This is a genomic window from Bacillus cereus group sp. Bce041 (assembly GCF_052646455.1).
In genome coordinates, this window is the sequence record NZ_JBQXON010000001.1 from 492729 (window position 1) to 506605 (window position 13877).

Consider the following 13877-nt stretch of genomic DNA (forward strand, 5'->3'; position numbering starts at 1 on the left):
AAAAAATAATTTAGAATTTTTTATGTTAAAACACAATAAATACAGCTTTTGAGATTTAATACTTTATTATTGTCTATCATATAGCCTTTAATAACGATAATTATGCCTTCTTTTAAGGTAAATCATCATACATTAAAAAATAATTACTTTAGTTTATAAAAGGTGGGAGAGTTGTAATGAATGTCGATATTTCCGTAGATCGGACGTGGCAAAACAATTTTTTAAATAGAATTGACGAAGATGGTCCTTGGACAAACTGGGATTTATATCACTTAGCTTATGAAACAGAAAAATCGTTACTTGTTCCTACTTTTGATGGACTACAAGCACCGAAACATTTATCCCATTTCACACCGCTTCCGCATCAATTAGAAGTCGCTCAAAATGTGATTGAACAAATGAATGGTAAAGCGATTCTAGCAGATGAAGTAGGCCTTGGAAAAACAATCGAAGCTGGACTTATTTTGAAAGAATACATGGTCCGCGGGCTCGTGAAAAAGGTACTTATACTTGTCCCAGCTTCTCTCGTATCACAATGGGCATACGAACTGAATACAAAGTTTTTCATTCCCGCTGTAGCACAAAAGAAAAGCTACTCATGGGAACAAGCTGACGTAATTGTATCGTCAATTGATACTGCGAAACGTTCACCACATCGCGATATCGTGTTGAACTTGGAATATGACCTTATTATTATCGATGAAGCACATAAACTGAAAAATAATAAAACAAAAAACTATGAATTTGCACAACGATTAAAAAAGAAGTTTTGTTTATTACTAACCGCTACTCCTGTTCAAAATAAGATTGATGAAATTTTTAACCTTGTTTCTTTATTAAAACCAGGACATTTAGGCAATCAATCCAACTTTGAAGAATATTACGCTTCCAAAAATCGTTCAGCCGAATCAGATGAAGACTTAAAAGCTCTCATTAACAAAGTAATGGTGCGAAATAGACGACATAATACCGGTATCGATTGGCCGAAGAGACATGTACGTACAATTTTTGTTGAGTTTAATGAACAAGAACAAGCTCTATATAATGATATCGAAAATTGGCGAGGACAAGACGCCTTCACATCTGCTTTCTCATCGTTAACGTTAAAACGGGAAGCGTGTAGTAGTCGTGAGGCTGTTTACTATTCATTGAAAAAGCATGTAGAAAAAAGACAGAAAGAAAATGAACATTATATAAAAGATCCACATATCGATGTGCTAATGGACAAAATTAATCATATTCCTTTCAACTCGAAAGCAACTAAAGCTCTAGAGCTTATAAAAGAAATTGACGATAAAGTCGTCATTTTCACGGAATACCGAGCATCACAGATGTACTTACAATGGTTTTTACAACAACACGGTATTTCTTCTGTCCCATTCCGCGGCGGATTTAAACGCGGGAAGAAAGATTGGATGAAGGAACTTTTCCAAAATCGTGCCCAAGTGTTAATTGCAACGGAAGCTGGCGGAGAAGGCATTAACTTACAGTTTTGTAGCCATATGATCAATTATGATTTGCCATGGAATCCAATGCGTCTTGAGCAAAGAATCGGACGTATTCACCGTCTCGGTCAAAAGAATGATGTTCATATTTATAACTTAGCTACAAAGCATACTGTTGAAGAACATATTCTGAAACTGTTATATGAAAAAATCAACTTATTCGAGCGTGTTATCGGTGAACTCGATGAAATTTTAACGAGAATTAATATGAAAAACATCGACGCGCACATTCAAGAAATTTTCGCGCAATCAAAAAGCGAAGGTGAAATTAGAATTAAGATGGAAAACTTAACATCTATTATCGACTTTGCGAAACGAAATGAAGCTGAGGTGCAAGGCTATGCAGCAACATGAAATTCATAATTACTTATACAATTTCTTTGAGGCGAATAACTGTGAAATTTTAGAACGTTCTCCTCATTTATTAGATGTACAGTTAACAATTGAGATGGATAAATTATTAATGAATCGCCCTTTTTATTGGCACTATCTTGAGAAAACAGGAGGCGTACCGAATCCGATGCGCCTTACTCTTATTACAAATCCAGAAAATGAAGAAAATGATGGTGAGCTTATTCACTACGGTTCACCACGTCTACATCAAATTTTCCAAACGACAAAAGAATTAGGCTCATACATACGTTTATATGAGGATGTAAGACATAATGGAGCAACACATACACCGCTCCACCCTTGGCTCGGTATTAATATAAAAGTTTCCTATCAATGTGATCGAAAAAAAGACATCCTTCACTCGATTGGTATTCATCTCATTTCTGGAACAATGATGGCAAACTTTCATGAAACATTAACAAACATTAAACTTACACCAAAAATACCTGATTTTTGTTTTACGCTCTCGCCCATCATTAAACCTCAAAGCGGTTTACAACGCATAGAAGACGCTTTAAAAAATATAATTGCAGAAGATGACCATACGTGGGCAAAAGAAGCAAGAGTGCGTTGGAATCATGATTTAGACCTTTTAAACCGTTTTTATGAAGAAAGTGACGAACTTCCTGAGAGCTATGAAATTGAAAAACAAGCTCTGCAAGAACAGTATGAACCACGTATTACAGTGCAAATTATTAACGGTGGACTCTTTTATGTTACCGCGAATCATTTTCTATCAAAATAAAGCTCCTTCTGCTTTAGAAGGAGCTTTATTTCGAGTTACTCTCTATCCTCATTACGCTCTTGTTGTTTTTGCTTTGCCATGCGTTTTTGATACGCACGATCCTTCGCGCTCACATGATTTGCATCAGTTGGAAGATTTTCTTTCGAACGTCCAATTCCATTGCTCATCTTTCCCACTCCTTTTTACGTTTTTCAGAATACATGTTTATTTTCAGCTAGAGTTACAATCCTTATACAAAAAAATAAGAGCAGCCATTGGCCACTCTTACTCGCTCACATATTTTTGAAACATATCATGGATGCCTTTATTTACTAGGTTCGAGATCTGCTCGTCAGATTTATTCGGATAACGATCACGCAATCTGATAGATGCCTTCACCATTAAATTTTCTAATACAGAACGGCCACCTTCTCCATAAATAATTTCAGCATATTTAACAAGCCTTCCATCCTCTACTGTTGCTGGATTATGATTGAAGAAAAATTTACTCATTGTCTCCACCTCTCTCTTTTGATAACGTTTACATTTATATAGATTATTTATGTTATTTATTTCACAATATTGTATGCATGTATATTTAATTAGTTTCATTATAAAGCAACATATCGATAGTAAATATGTGATTTTCCGTCCATTTTGTGAACAAATTAAAAATGAAAGCGTTTCCTTTATTATATACTAAAAAAACTTACTACGCTAGGGGCAATTTTTTTCAATCTACTACCCCCTCGAAAATTGATATATTTTTTCTTTTCCCATTAAACCTTATACAATTTTCAGAAATTATATTATAAAATATATGTATGACTTAAGGAGGCTTTGTATGAATCAAAATAAAAAAGCTATATTAGATCTTGTCTTTTATCTCGTAATCCCATTCCTCATTTGGAAATTTGCAAAACCTTATATCGATCCTTATTACGCGATGTTACTTTCCTCTGTTCCGGGGATTATTTATACACTGTATACCTTTAAAAAAGAAAAACAGTTTAACGTAACAGGGTTCTTTATTTTAATTACACTCATTTCTAATACAACGGTAGATCTATTATCTGGATCAGCTGAACGAATGTTATGGAACGATGCGTATTATCACATCGTACTCGGCATTATTGTTATATGTACAATTTTTATAAAAAAACCACTTATGTTATATTTCGCAGCAGATATTGCAGCGCTGCAAGGCCATGATCGCGATAAAAGTCGTGAGCTGTATCGTGATAGTCGTATATATCCAGCACTGCAATATTTAACGTTATTTTTCGGGCTACAATTTATATTAAAAAGCTTTTTAAAAATTTATTTCATCTCTGTTTTTGGTGTAGATGGCTATGGTGAAATGAGAGCGATTATGACCGCTGTTGGATGGGGCATTTCCATTTGTATCGGAATTGGATTTGTCTGGGTGAACAATAAAATACATGCCGTTACGGAAGAACAAGAATCCGTGCAGTAAATAAAAATCCCCTAGTGTAATACGACACTAGGGGATTTTTGATTTGCTAAACATATGACTAAAATTCAACTTGATTTTTTTCTTTTACTTTTTACATTTCGGTAAAACAAAGCAGCACTCAGCGGCATAACCCCAAACCACTTATTCATAAATGGCTCTTTTTCAGCACGGCGTTGTTCTTTCTTTTGTTTTCGATCTTCTTTTGGAGCATCCATATATGACACAAACTGCTGCGTCACAAAGCGAACATAATCATTAGTAGACATATTATCATCACCTCTACTTGATTAGTATGTCCACTTTTTTATACATTAATCTTTTCCTTTAATTCATTCATAATTTGCTTTACAGACTTATTTGTCGTATCGATATGAATGTGAGCCTCTTCATAATAAGCTCGACGTGATTCAAATTTCGTTACAAATGCATCTATATCTTTCTTTTGAAATAGTGGACGTGTCGTATCTTCACGAAGCCTTTCTGCAATTACGTGCGGATCACAATATAAATACACGACAGTTCCGTTCTCTTTCATCCACTTGCGATTTTCCGCTCGTTCAATAATTCCCCCACCAGTTGTAATAATGACATTATGGACTGGTAGCGCACGTAACATTTCGCTTTCATATTCCCGAAAAGCCGTTTCGCCTTCTTCGGCAAAAATATCACGAATTGCCTTCGCTTGCTTCTCTTCGATTTTTTGATCAGTATCTACAACATCCATTTGAAGTTCTTGACTTAATGCTTTTCCAATTGTTGTTTTCCCTGCTCCCATATAGCCGGTTATGTATATAGATTTCATTTTCTGACCTCTCAATCGTCATTTATTAATTGTTATTATAACGAAAGATGCTACTTTGTTTAATAAAAAACGTTTTGTTCTTATACTATGAAGAACAAAACGTAACACTCGCTTTTACTTATAAGTACCTCTTCTCACCCACTGCGTTGCAATCCATTTCTCGCCTTTCGTTACAGGTGCCCCTCCATGTAACGTAAGCTCATTTAGTGATTGATCTTGATAAAAATACTCAAAGTATACTGCCATTCCTTTTCTAGGATGTACAGAAAGATTTAATTTCGGGAAGTACGTTTCCCCGCCTTCTTCTACATCATTTAAGTACATTACAAGCGTACTAATACGATTGTTAGCAGCTGATCTACTATGTTCCGCAAAATAATCATAGTGTGCTTTATATTGTTGATCCACTTCATAATTTAAAATGTGCAATCCTTCACCATGCGACGCAGGAACATTCATGATAGATGAAATTCGTTTTTCAATCTTTGAAGTAAGTTCATTGTCTTCCAAAAATGCACCGCTACTTGTTCGAATATCATTTACATCACGTGATGAACCAACTTTAGAACGCTTCATTTTATTTTTAGACATTTCAATTAATTCATCACACTCTTCATCACTTAGTACATTTGCTAATACGACAATAAGAGGTTCTTCGAATTTTGAAATAATGTGTATTTCTCTATCTTCTGTCATAATCGTATTTCCTTTATGATCAAAAATAGTTTGTTCCTTATTTTCACCTATTTGATTGTTGTTTGTCATTTCCCTATTCTCCCTAAAAATAATGATTGGATAGCATGAATATATCATATTCTTTCTACCTTTCTCTTTTTTGAGAAAATTTAAACTTTTAACCATTATATTTATCCATTTCTTCTAAAAAATCAATTTAATTTACAATAGGAAACCTTGGTTTATTTACATATATTTTACATATTATCCTTCTATCCAATCGACTATTTTCCCATCCTTTTTTCTATACCGAAAACCCACCGTATAGAAAGCTTCCTGTTTGAGTGTGCACTGTAACGCAACGAGAATTAAATCATTTTCAAAGACATAATTTCCACTCGCTTCTCCCTTTTCATACTGAAAGAAAAATGTACCTTCTTTTTCTTTTTGCTGTAAATCTTTTTTATATCTGTAATAGATCGGTTAAGTAGTTCATCCAATAAAAACTTTTGTTCTATTTCTATATAAAAATTTTTATCTGTAAACAACATATTTGTTTCGTATATAAAAAAAAGAAGTTAATAAAATAAGAAAGATAATCGTCCCAGGCATTGTAAATCCATTTTGCTTTCTCATACGTTTATTCCTATTTCGCTATATCGCATAACTACACCTTCATATATTTTCCCACTAGTATCTTTCACATTTATAATGAGTACATGAGGTGTTAGTTTGTAAGAAACCGTTCCAATATTTTGTAAAACAACTTCCCTCCCGCGCCTATTTACCTTTCTTATAAGACGACTATTCTCTTTTTCATACGATACTTCACTCCCATTACGCGATCGGAATCGTAAAATACTTTCTCCATTTTCAAATGCTAGCTGTTCTCCAGATGATACTTCACGAAACTCCAATTGCATTTGCCCTAAATACACATCCCACTCCCAATCATTTAACCCTTTCGACTGTTTATTTTCCATTTCAATGAAATGTAGGCGGGGAAAGAGCAAAAAAAATATTGATAATAGAAACAGACATACAATCATTTCTATTAATGAAAAACCAAATTCTAATTTATTTTTTCTCCTACATAAAAGCATTGTTCCATCATTCTGTCTTTCACATCTCTCCACACAGTACAAACTTCATTGCCTCCCCAATATGTGTAATACACAATTCCATTTATATTCTTTTCTATTATTCGCTTGTCTTCATTTCCATACATATATATAACTGCTTCTTTTTTTAATAATCCAGTTGCCTTATAACGAATTTGTATATTTTTTCTTTCTTGCATAACTAATACTGTTTGCGGTAGTAGTAACGATACAGCCATCATTAAAACACTTAACGATACAATCATTTCAGCCATTATGGATCCTTTTTGACATTTCACGATACGTAAATCTCCCTCTTCCAAGCTGAAATACAATTTCATATTTATAATTTCGATACGAAATTATAATCGTACCACCTCTATTAATATTTCCACTTGGATTATATGTCATCGGATTTGGAAACGTATGCAAATCAATTTGTATATCTTCTTCATACTCTCGCTTGACGATATAATACTTTGTACCTGACTCTTTTATAGCATACATATTTCTATCTTTATGCCAACGTAATGTATAGTGCTTTTGACGGTTTATCGCTAATTGCTGCATATACAAAATATCATTTGAAAACTGTCTCAAAAATTGTTCAACTTTTTGTCGCTCGTATAAGGAATGAACACTAAAATACGTAACTATACTTAATACAGAAATAGCAAATAAAACGAGTAACATTTCTAAAAAAGTAAACCCCTGTTGTTTCACAATGCCCTAATTGATACTGCGCCATCATCTGAAATATGAATAGATTCGCCATTCGGGCACTTATCAGTTGTAATATACTTTTCATCTGTCAGTTCTTTTAACGATGGAATTTTATTATGTTGTAATTGATATACTTGTATTTGCGCTTCTATAGATTTCACGTAAGCTGCACAACCTTTTCCTTGGACCGATGAGCGCTGTGTAACTACATTCGGAATAATTAATAGTAATAATATAGTTATGACAACCATTACTAATAGCATCTCTAACAGAGTAAACCCTTCCTCATTCTGCATACAAATGCCCCCTAAATAGAATTCATCATTTGAAACATCGGCATAATCATCGCTAAGTACATAAGGACAACGATTCCTCCAATACATGTAAATAAAATAGGCTGAATGATAACTAACATATGTTTAATTTTCCGTTCCATCTTTTCCATAATAAGATCGCTATAGTCACCTAATTCAATCCCTAAATTGCCGTTTGCTTGTCCATGCGTAATAACATAAGAAAGTTCTTTCTCGTAATACCCACTTTTAGCAATGATAGATTGTAACTGTTCTCCTCCAATTAATTGTCTTTCAATCCGGCTCGCTTCATATTTAAAGAACGGATGATATCTTTGCTCCATCATTATTGTTAAAGCTTCACATACTGATAGTCCACCATTTAATAAACCACTCAACTGAGTAGCAAAATAATGTGAATGCTTTAAAATAAGAAATGTTTTGATGAGGGGAATACGAAGCATAATTTTTACCTGTCTAATATGTGGAAGTTTCCTAAAATACAACATGTATAAAATACCTCCAATAATAACAGTTAAAATAATGTAAGGTAACAGTTTTATTGCACTTAAAATTTATTCTGTAAGTAGTGGTGTATTAGAACCGAACGAACTATAAACCATTTCAACCTGAGGTAATAAAATGAGTTTAAAAATAAAGAGCATGATTAGTAGAAAAAACATCAAAAACATAGGATACTGCATTATTTTCATCATGTCTCTCCTATACTTATCTTTCTTATAAAGAAGTGCACTTCCTTGTTGCAAAGCAAAAGAAATATCACCATGTTGCTCGGCATAAAATAAATAACTTAACATGTCCTGATGAAACTTTAACTGATGAAAAGAATCGTGTAGACTTTTCCCATCTTTTAACCCCTCAATCATGCGCTGCAATTGTACTTTCTTTTCTACAGGTAATTGAAACTGTAAAAATTCTAATGCTTGTAAAAGAGAGTAGCCTTTTTCTAATAATTCTCCTAAACGTTTCAACAATACTACTTGATCACTTAAACTCCAAGTTTTCTTAAATATAAACATCTTCTTCTAAAAAACCTAAAGCATATCCTTTTCGTATTGACGATTCTAAAGTCTCATGTTTGTAAGTAACACATTCTCCACCAGCTTCTTTAAGCGCTTGTTTTAACTCATATCCATATAGTAGCTCATATATGCTAGCCTGCCTTACTTGCCTCATTGATTTACATAAAGTTGAGCACTTTCCTCTGCAAAACGGACACTTCAATTCGACAAGTCGCTGTGCAGCTACAGCCAATAAAGACTGTTCAATCTCTTGCCTCGTTATACCATAATCCATGAAGCGAATGATTGCTCCTTTCGCATCATTCGTATGCAGTGTTGTCATTACTAAATGTCCTGTCAAACTTGCTCTTATAGCTATTTTTGCTGTTTCTTCATCACGGATTTCACCGACTAAAATAATATCTGGATCATGACGTAAAATAGCCTTTAATCCTGTTTCATATGTGAGACCCGCTTTTTCATTTATTTGAATTTGTAATACATCGTCACTTCTTTTTTCAACTGGATCTTCAAGTGTAATGATGCGACGTGTTTTCTTTTTTCTAATTACCTCTAATAATGCATACATTGTCGTCGTCTTCCCAGATCCAGTCGGTCCAGTAAACACGAGTAGCCCCTGTGAATAGCGTAAAAACGAGAGTAGTTTTGCTGCCGTACTTGGAAATAACGAAAGATGTGATAAGGGCTGAACAGATGCTTGTAAATGAAGGCGAATAACGAGACTTTCTTGATATACTGTTGGAAGTGTTGAAAGGCGTAAATACACTTCTTGTCCATCAATTTGCAAATACAACGAACCATTCTGTGGCTTCCGTTTCTCGCCTATGTCCATAGATGCTAAAAATTTGAAATGTGAGACAAGTTTTTCTCCAAACTCCTTTTCAATACACTGTCTCGTCATTAAATCTTTTCCTATACGTAGTTGCACCGCTACATCCTTCTGCCGGGGCACAATATGTAAATCTGACGCTTGTACCCTACACGCTTCTTTTAAAATTGCATTCGCAAAAATTTCAATCCCATTCATCACTTTTCCCTCCTCACTATGTATATAGCATGAAAACATGCGCAATAAAAATTTGGACTTTTGTATTTTCAATAGAGGAAAAAGGAAAAATATGTTTGTGAAATTATGAACAATTTCCGAATTATTGTCTGAAATTACCTATACTCATGTTTATCTGTATTATAATGTTATTATCTTGGATAAAGTGATAAAGGTGGAGATCCTCATGGAACAAGCTTTAAAAATTACAGGTGTATTATCTGACCCAACTCGTTATTACATTTATAAATATATTTCGCAAAAACATAGTTACGTGACGGTACAAGAAATTGCAGATGAGTTTGACATTCATCCAAACGTAGCGCGTTTACATTTATCTAAATTAGAAGATGTTCATATGCTAAAATCGGAAACGAAGAAAACTGGAAAAGGCGGACGACCGAGCAGATTGTATGTCTTATCTGAAGATGTTATCCAATTACAATTTCCATTCCGTGATTATCAATTGTTAGCAAGAATCGCATTTAATTCTTTACTTAGTCTTGGTGCTGCTGGTGAGAAAGCGCTATACGAAACAGGAAAACAATTCGGAGCTGAATTAATGCAACAACATATGCAACGTTTAAATGTGAGTGAAGATGCTTTAACAGTGGAACAAAAAGTTCAAATTGCAAAAGAAGCTTTCTCAACAGCTGGCTTATCACCTGCATTTGAATTAAGTGCAGATGGAACAAAAATTTTCTATGATGTACACAATTGTCCATTTAAAGAAGTTGCTGTTCATCATCCAACTGAAATTTGTAACATGCACGGAGATATGATGAAAGGGATTTTTGAAATCCTATTCCCTAACATGGAATTAACTCGAAATGATAGTCTATTAGATGGATGTAAATCTTGTAATTATAAACTAACAATTTAATTTTTCATATAAAAAGAAGCCAATAATAATTGGCTTCTTTTTATATGAACGAACATTTACAATAGTAAGAAAAATAAACTATAATGAGGTGAGGTTTACTTTTTTTAGAAAAGGAGGGAGATGGCATGGAGCGCATGTTTCGCGTTCTCGGCTTTTGGACTGGAATTTTCTCGGTTATGTTTTACGTAGGGGATATGCAACCGGCCGCACTACTATTTTTAGGACAAACAGGTTTCTTCGTACTTTTAAGCTATTTAAAATTAACAGAGCGTATGTATATATACGTATTTGGGGCATATTTAACTGTTTTCTTCATAGGATTTACATACTACACGACATTCTTACTTGTGCCTGGGGCTGGACATTAAAAGATGGCATTTTGCCATCTTTTTTTTAATTCCGGGATTTCCTAGTTGACTTATAGGTTTTATTACCTTATATTCTATATAACAGATTGGAATTAGGGGGAATCAACATGAATACACTGCTTGTCGGAATTAACGTTGCAGTCATGCTCATCTTAGTTGGCGTATTATATTATATGCAACGTAAGCATGTATCTTTTAATAAACGTGTATTTACCGCTTTAGGAGTCGGAATTTTATTCGGTCTTATATTACAATTTATTTATGAGCCAACTTCTAAAGTAATTATTGAATCAAATACTTGGTTTGGCTTAATCGGTAACGGTTATGTAAAATTACTTCAAATGATCGTTATGCCACTTATTTTAGTATCTATTATTTCAGCATTTACAAAATTACAGTTAACGAAAAACCTTGGTAAAATTAGTGGCCTTATTATCGGTATTTTAATTCTTACTACAGGAATCGCTGCAGCTGTCGGTATCGCTGCAAGTGCAGGATTTGATGTATCTGCAACCGGCCTACAACAAGGTGATGCAGAATCTGCTCGTCTGAAACTAGTTGAAGAAAGATTTACTTCTATTGAAAAGACAACAATTCCAGATAAATTATTAGAGCTATTACCTACAAATCCGTTTCTTGATTTAACAGGCGCTCGTCCAACATCAACAATTTCTGTCGTAATATTTGCAGCCTTTATCGGCATTGCCTTTATAGGTGTAAAACGAAAATATCCAGAACAAGCAGAGCTATTTAAGAAGATGCTTGATGCTGTATATGCAATCGTAATGCGTATGGTAACATTAATTTTACGCCTTACTCCATACGGCGTATTAGCTCTTATGGCAAAAACAGTTGCTGGTAGCGACATAAATGCTATTTTAAAACTTGGCAACTTCGTGTTAGCGTCTTACGTAGCACTTATCGTAATGTTCGTTATCCACTTATTATTAATTGCGCTATCTGGTTTAAATCCAATTCAATATTTAAAAAAGGTGTTCCCTGTATTAACATTTGCATTCACATCTCGCTCTAGTGCTGGTGCGATGCCATTAAATATTGAAGCGCAAAAAGAAAAGCTTGGTATTTCCGAAGGAATTGCAAACTTCGCAGCTTCATTTGGGGTATCTATCGGACAAAACGGTTGCGCAGGTATTTATCCAGCAATGCTTGCAATGATGGTCGCTCCAACTGTAGGAATTGATCCATTACAACCACAATTTATTTTAACTTTAATCGCTGTTGTTGCTATTAGCTCATTCGGTGTTGCCGGAGTTGGTGGCGGCGCAACATTCGCAGCTTTAATCGTACTATCTACAATGAACTTACCAATCGGTATTGTTGCTCTAGTTATCTCGGTTGAGCCATTAATCGATATGGGGCGTACAGCTCTTAACGTAAGTGGCTCTATGACAGCAGGTCTTATTTCAAGTAAATGGCTTGGTGAATTAGATCAAGATACGTACAATCAAGATGATACAAAAACTGGTGAAATTGCTTCATAATGAAAAAAGACGCTAACATACAATTGTTAGCGTCTTTTTTATTCCGTCCCCTCTTTATAGATTTTATCTTGAGAATTATCACTCTAAGTATTCTTCTAGTTGCTCTTTTAACTCTTCCTCAATCTCATAACAAGATTCATCAGCGAGTTCTCCTACTTTCTTACTCCCCAAAATGTTTGATTGAATTGGCATTCCTAAAAAGATTCTTTCACATTTCCAAATTGGAATATTATGAAATCCAATCAGCTCTTTTTCTTCATCTAATATAGCTATAGCAACTGATGAATAATAACCCACCTCAAAGGGATTCTCTTTTTCTCTTGCAAATCCCATATCTAATTCCATGTGTTTTTCTATGTATAAATGTGAATACTCTTTATGCAGTTTAAGTGATATTCGCTCTATTTCCTTCTCCATACATTGAATGTTCTCTTTTAACTCCAACGTAAACTCCTGTTCTTTATATTTCATTTTCGCCTCCTTAAACATAGAAAAAGAGAATACAATAACATATCCTCTTTCCTCAAATATATTTCATTATCTCACAGCCCGTCCTTTTCACAAATAACCATTTTGTTCGCACCATTTATGAAATTGTCCTACGTCTACTCCAACTAACACGATATCCTTTAGCTCTACATCAATGACTTGTTCTCCAATTACAATAGCAAACTGCGATGCTAATTTTGTCTCATTTTTCTTTACAATTCCAATTCGGTTCCGATGCGGTCCATCTTTTATATATGCTTTTTGTCCTACAATATCAAAGTTCAAAATTCTCACCTCTTTTACTGCGCTCAAATTGGAAATACGATCTCCACCTCGGAAAATTTCCTTTCATTGCACTATTTCTCTATATATATGACGAAACAATAAAAGAGTCCTTCCTTCTTTACAATTATTTTTTCTTTGTTTCATTTTTGTGATTGAAACGTAAAGTTTATAATAAAATACACTTGGAAGCGCTTTCTATGTAATTTTTTATGTTATAATATATAAGTAGAACTTCGTAAAGAGGGTTAAAAAATGAATACAAAAATGATTAAAAAAGTAATTGAAGCATTAAAAGTATATGGCTTTCAGGATGTATCATTCTGTGACAAAACGAAGCAATTTTTATTTCATAACGAAACTGATATTATGAGCGGCTATGCAGAAATAACATATAGTAGTCAATTTGAAAAATTCAACGTACAAATTCATCCAATTGAAACGCATCACCAAGCAGAGTTACAAGAGATTGAAAGACATATACAAGCTTGTATAAGAAAAGTGGAATATTTAAACGCACTTCTTACCGGGCAGACAAAACTAGATGATAAAATTATTATTATGTAAAAAAAG

At 33.9% G+C, this 13877-nt stretch carries 20 protein-coding genes and 2 pseudogenes; 8 read left to right on the forward strand and 14 right to left on the reverse strand.

Features of this window, described 5'->3' with window-relative positions; genetic code table 11:
- The first annotated feature begins 176 nt into the window (after positions 1–176).
- Positions 177–1859: a DEAD/DEAH box helicase gene (locus ACUN13_RS02565; RefSeq protein WP_001100040.1), complete on the forward strand. Its 1683-nt coding sequence runs from the start codon at positions 177–179 to the stop codon at positions 1857–1859.
- Entirely contained in the window at positions 1846–2643 is a 798-nt protein-coding gene (locus ACUN13_RS02570; protein ID WP_001183964.1) for a YqhG family protein, read from the forward strand. Before ACUN13_RS02565 ends, ACUN13_RS02570 begins: the two co-directional genes overlap by 14 nt.
- Positions 2644–2678: 35 nt before the next feature.
- On the opposite strand, the gene ACUN13_RS02575 is transcribed toward ACUN13_RS02570, so the two are convergent.
- Both ACUN13_RS02575 and ACUN13_RS02580 read right to left on the reverse strand, forming a co-directional pair.
- On the reverse strand, positions 2679–2810 hold the full coding sequence (locus ACUN13_RS02575) for a hypothetical protein (protein WP_000064668.1): 132 nt from the start codon (positions 2808–2810) through the stop codon (positions 2679–2681).
- Between the two features lie 97 nt (positions 2811–2907).
- Complete coding sequence (locus ACUN13_RS02580; protein ID WP_000032702.1) at positions 2908–3135, reverse strand: hypothetical protein; 228 nt, start codon at positions 3133–3135, stop codon at positions 2908–2910.
- Between the two features lie 73 nt (positions 3136–3208).
- Here ACUN13_RS02580 and ACUN13_RS02585 point away from each other — a divergent pair, with 73 nt between their 5' ends.
- Together ACUN13_RS02585 and ACUN13_RS02590 are read left to right on the forward strand one after the other, a co-directional pair.
- Complete coding sequence (locus tag ACUN13_RS02585) at positions 3209–3325, forward strand: hypothetical protein (RefSeq protein WP_001987222.1); 117 nt, start codon at positions 3209–3211, stop codon at positions 3323–3325.
- Between the two features lie 141 nt (positions 3326–3466).
- The gene (locus ACUN13_RS02590; protein ID WP_001073111.1) at positions 3467–4099 is read left to right on the forward strand and encodes a VC0807 family protein; all 633 of its coding nucleotides are present in this window, start codon (positions 3467–3469) and stop codon (positions 4097–4099) included.
- A 65-nt stretch (positions 4100–4164) separates the two neighbouring features.
- Here the strand turns inward: ACUN13_RS02590 and ACUN13_RS02595 are convergent, their stop codons facing one another.
- From ACUN13_RS02595 to comGA, 10 genes and pseudogenes are all read right to left on the reverse strand, one after another.
- The gene (locus ACUN13_RS02595) at positions 4165–4365 is read right to left on the reverse strand and encodes a YqzE family protein (protein WP_000106083.1); all 201 of its coding nucleotides are present in this window, start codon (positions 4363–4365) and stop codon (positions 4165–4167) included.
- A 38-nt stretch (positions 4366–4403) separates the two neighbouring features.
- Positions 4404–4901: a shikimate kinase gene (locus ACUN13_RS02600; protein WP_000836659.1), complete on the reverse strand. Its 498-nt coding sequence runs from the start codon at positions 4899–4901 to the stop codon at positions 4404–4406.
- 114 nt (positions 4902–5015) lie between these two features.
- Positions 5016–5666: a 2OG-Fe(II) oxygenase gene (locus ACUN13_RS02605; RefSeq protein ID WP_000183863.1), complete on the reverse strand. Its 651-nt coding sequence runs from the start codon at positions 5664–5666 to the stop codon at positions 5016–5018.
- Between the two features lie 174 nt (positions 5667–5840).
- Positions 5841–6212, reverse strand: a pseudogene (comGG, locus tag ACUN13_RS02610) (competence type IV pilus minor pilin ComGG).
- Positions 6209–6679 carry a competence type IV pilus minor pilin ComGF gene (comGF, locus tag ACUN13_RS02615; protein WP_000923101.1) on the reverse strand — a complete coding sequence of 157 codons (471 nt, stop codon included), beginning with the start codon at positions 6677–6679 and terminating at the stop codon, positions 6209–6211. Before comGF ends, comGG begins: the two are co-directional and overlap by 4 nt.
- Positions 6649–6951, reverse strand: coding sequence for a hypothetical protein (locus ACUN13_RS02620; protein WP_025687688.1), 303 nt, complete (start codon positions 6949–6951; stop codon positions 6649–6651). Before ACUN13_RS02620 ends, comGF begins: the two co-directional genes overlap by 31 nt.
- Positions 6944–7399 carry a competence type IV pilus minor pilin ComGD gene (comGD, locus tag ACUN13_RS02625; protein WP_000813141.1) on the reverse strand — a complete coding sequence of 152 codons (456 nt, stop codon included), beginning with the start codon at positions 7397–7399 and terminating at the stop codon, positions 6944–6946. The genes ACUN13_RS02620 and comGD overlap by 8 nt, the downstream gene beginning before the upstream one ends.
- Positions 7396–7695, reverse strand: coding sequence for a competence type IV pilus major pilin ComGC (gene comGC / locus ACUN13_RS02630; protein ID WP_001178687.1), 300 nt, complete (start codon positions 7693–7695; stop codon positions 7396–7398). The genes comGD and comGC overlap by 4 nt, the downstream gene beginning before the upstream one ends.
- Before the next feature lie 11 nt (positions 7696–7706).
- Positions 7707–8732: pseudogene (comGB, locus tag ACUN13_RS02635) on the reverse strand (competence type IV pilus assembly protein ComGB).
- Positions 8719–9762 carry a competence type IV pilus ATPase ComGA gene (gene comGA, locus ACUN13_RS02640; protein ID WP_445423653.1) on the reverse strand — a complete coding sequence of 348 codons (1044 nt, stop codon included), beginning with the start codon at positions 9760–9762 and terminating at the stop codon, positions 8719–8721. The pseudogene comGB and the gene comGA overlap by 14 nt, the downstream one beginning before the upstream one ends.
- Before the next feature lie 205 nt (positions 9763–9967).
- Here comGA and ACUN13_RS02645 point away from each other — a divergent pair, with 205 nt between their 5' ends.
- The 3 genes from ACUN13_RS02645 to ACUN13_RS02655 all read left to right on the forward strand — a co-directional run bounded on the left by ACUN13_RS02645 (position 9968) and on the right by ACUN13_RS02655 (position 12533).
- Positions 9968–10663 carry a helix-turn-helix transcriptional regulator gene (locus ACUN13_RS02645; protein ID WP_000434125.1) on the forward strand — a complete coding sequence of 232 codons (696 nt, stop codon included), beginning with the start codon at positions 9968–9970 and terminating at the stop codon, positions 10661–10663.
- 125 nt (positions 10664–10788) lie between these two features.
- On the forward strand, positions 10789–11031 hold the full coding sequence (locus tag ACUN13_RS02650; protein WP_000440716.1) for a DUF2626 domain-containing protein: 243 nt from the start codon (positions 10789–10791) through the stop codon (positions 11029–11031).
- Positions 11032–11138: 107 nt separating this feature from the next.
- Entirely contained in the window at positions 11139–12533 is a 1395-nt protein-coding gene (locus ACUN13_RS02655) for an L-cystine transporter (RefSeq protein ID WP_001094345.1), read from the forward strand.
- 78 nt (positions 12534–12611) lie between these two features.
- Here the strand turns inward: ACUN13_RS02655 and ACUN13_RS02660 are convergent, their stop codons facing one another.
- Together ACUN13_RS02660 and ACUN13_RS02665 are read right to left on the reverse strand one after the other, a co-directional pair.
- Entirely contained in the window at positions 12612–13004 is a 393-nt protein-coding gene (locus ACUN13_RS02660; RefSeq protein ID WP_000875394.1) for a hypothetical protein, read from the reverse strand.
- Between the two features lie 87 nt (positions 13005–13091).
- Entirely contained in the window at positions 13092–13307 is a 216-nt protein-coding gene (locus ACUN13_RS02665; RefSeq protein WP_001008327.1) for a DUF3912 family protein, read from the reverse strand.
- Positions 13308–13559: 252 nt separating this feature from the next.
- On the opposite strand from ACUN13_RS02665, the gene ACUN13_RS02670 reads away from it, so the two are divergent.
- Positions 13560–13871: a hypothetical protein gene (locus tag ACUN13_RS02670; RefSeq protein ID WP_001093237.1), complete on the forward strand. Its 312-nt coding sequence runs from the start codon at positions 13560–13562 to the stop codon at positions 13869–13871.
- Positions 13872–13877: the final 6 nt, after the last annotated feature.

Bases quoted from the DNA above. Each gene is read 5' to 3' on its own strand.
- comGA (WP_445423653.1), bottom strand. From the start codon at position 9,762: ATGAATGGGATTGAAATTTTTGCGAATGCAATTTTAAAAGAAGCGTGT.
- ACUN13_RS02645 (WP_000434125.1), top strand. From the start codon at position 9,968: ATGGAACAAGCTTTAAAAATTACAGGTGTATTATCTGACCCAACTCGT.
- ACUN13_RS02595 (WP_000106083.1), bottom strand. From the start codon at position 4,365: ATGTCTACTAATGATTATGTTCGCTTTGTGACGCAGCAGTTTGTGTCA.
- ACUN13_RS02575 (WP_000064668.1), bottom strand. From the start codon at position 2,810: ATGAGCAATGGAATTGGACGTTCGAAAGAAAATCTTCCAACTGATGCA.
- ACUN13_RS02585 (WP_001987222.1), top strand. From the start codon at position 3,209: ATGCATGTATATTTAATTAGTTTCATTATAAAGCAACATATCGATAGT.
- comGF (WP_000923101.1), bottom strand. From the start codon at position 6,679: ATGCTTTTATGTAGGAGAAAAAATAAATTAGAATTTGGTTTTTCATTA.
- ACUN13_RS02580 (WP_000032702.1), bottom strand. From the start codon at position 3,135: ATGAGTAAATTTTTCTTCAATCATAATCCAGCAACAGTAGAGGATGGA.
- ACUN13_RS02590 (WP_001073111.1), top strand. From the start codon at position 3,467: ATGAATCAAAATAAAAAAGCTATATTAGATCTTGTCTTTTATCTCGTA.
- comGC (WP_001178687.1), bottom strand. From the start codon at position 7,695: ATGCAGAATGAGGAAGGGTTTACTCTGTTAGAGATGCTATTAGTAATG.
- ACUN13_RS02605 (WP_000183863.1), bottom strand. From the start codon at position 5,666: ATGACAAACAACAATCAAATAGGTGAAAATAAGGAACAAACTATTTTT.
- ACUN13_RS02655 (WP_001094345.1), top strand. From the start codon at position 11,139: ATGAATACACTGCTTGTCGGAATTAACGTTGCAGTCATGCTCATCTTA.
- ACUN13_RS02670 (WP_001093237.1), top strand. From the start codon at position 13,560: ATGAATACAAAAATGATTAAAAAAGTAATTGAAGCATTAAAAGTATAT.
- ACUN13_RS02565 (WP_001100040.1), top strand. From the start codon at position 177: ATGAATGTCGATATTTCCGTAGATCGGACGTGGCAAAACAATTTTTTA.
- ACUN13_RS02620 (WP_025687688.1), bottom strand. From the start codon at position 6,951: ATGGCTGAAATGATTGTATCGTTAAGTGTTTTAATGATGGCTGTATCG.
- ACUN13_RS02600 (WP_000836659.1), bottom strand. From the start codon at position 4,901: ATGAAATCTATATACATAACCGGCTATATGGGAGCAGGGAAAACAACA.
- ACUN13_RS02570 (WP_001183964.1), top strand. From the start codon at position 1,846: ATGCAGCAACATGAAATTCATAATTACTTATACAATTTCTTTGAGGCG.
- ACUN13_RS02660 (WP_000875394.1), bottom strand. From the start codon at position 13,004: ATGAAATATAAAGAACAGGAGTTTACGTTGGAGTTAAAAGAGAACATT.
- ACUN13_RS02650 (WP_000440716.1), top strand. From the start codon at position 10,789: ATGGAGCGCATGTTTCGCGTTCTCGGCTTTTGGACTGGAATTTTCTCG.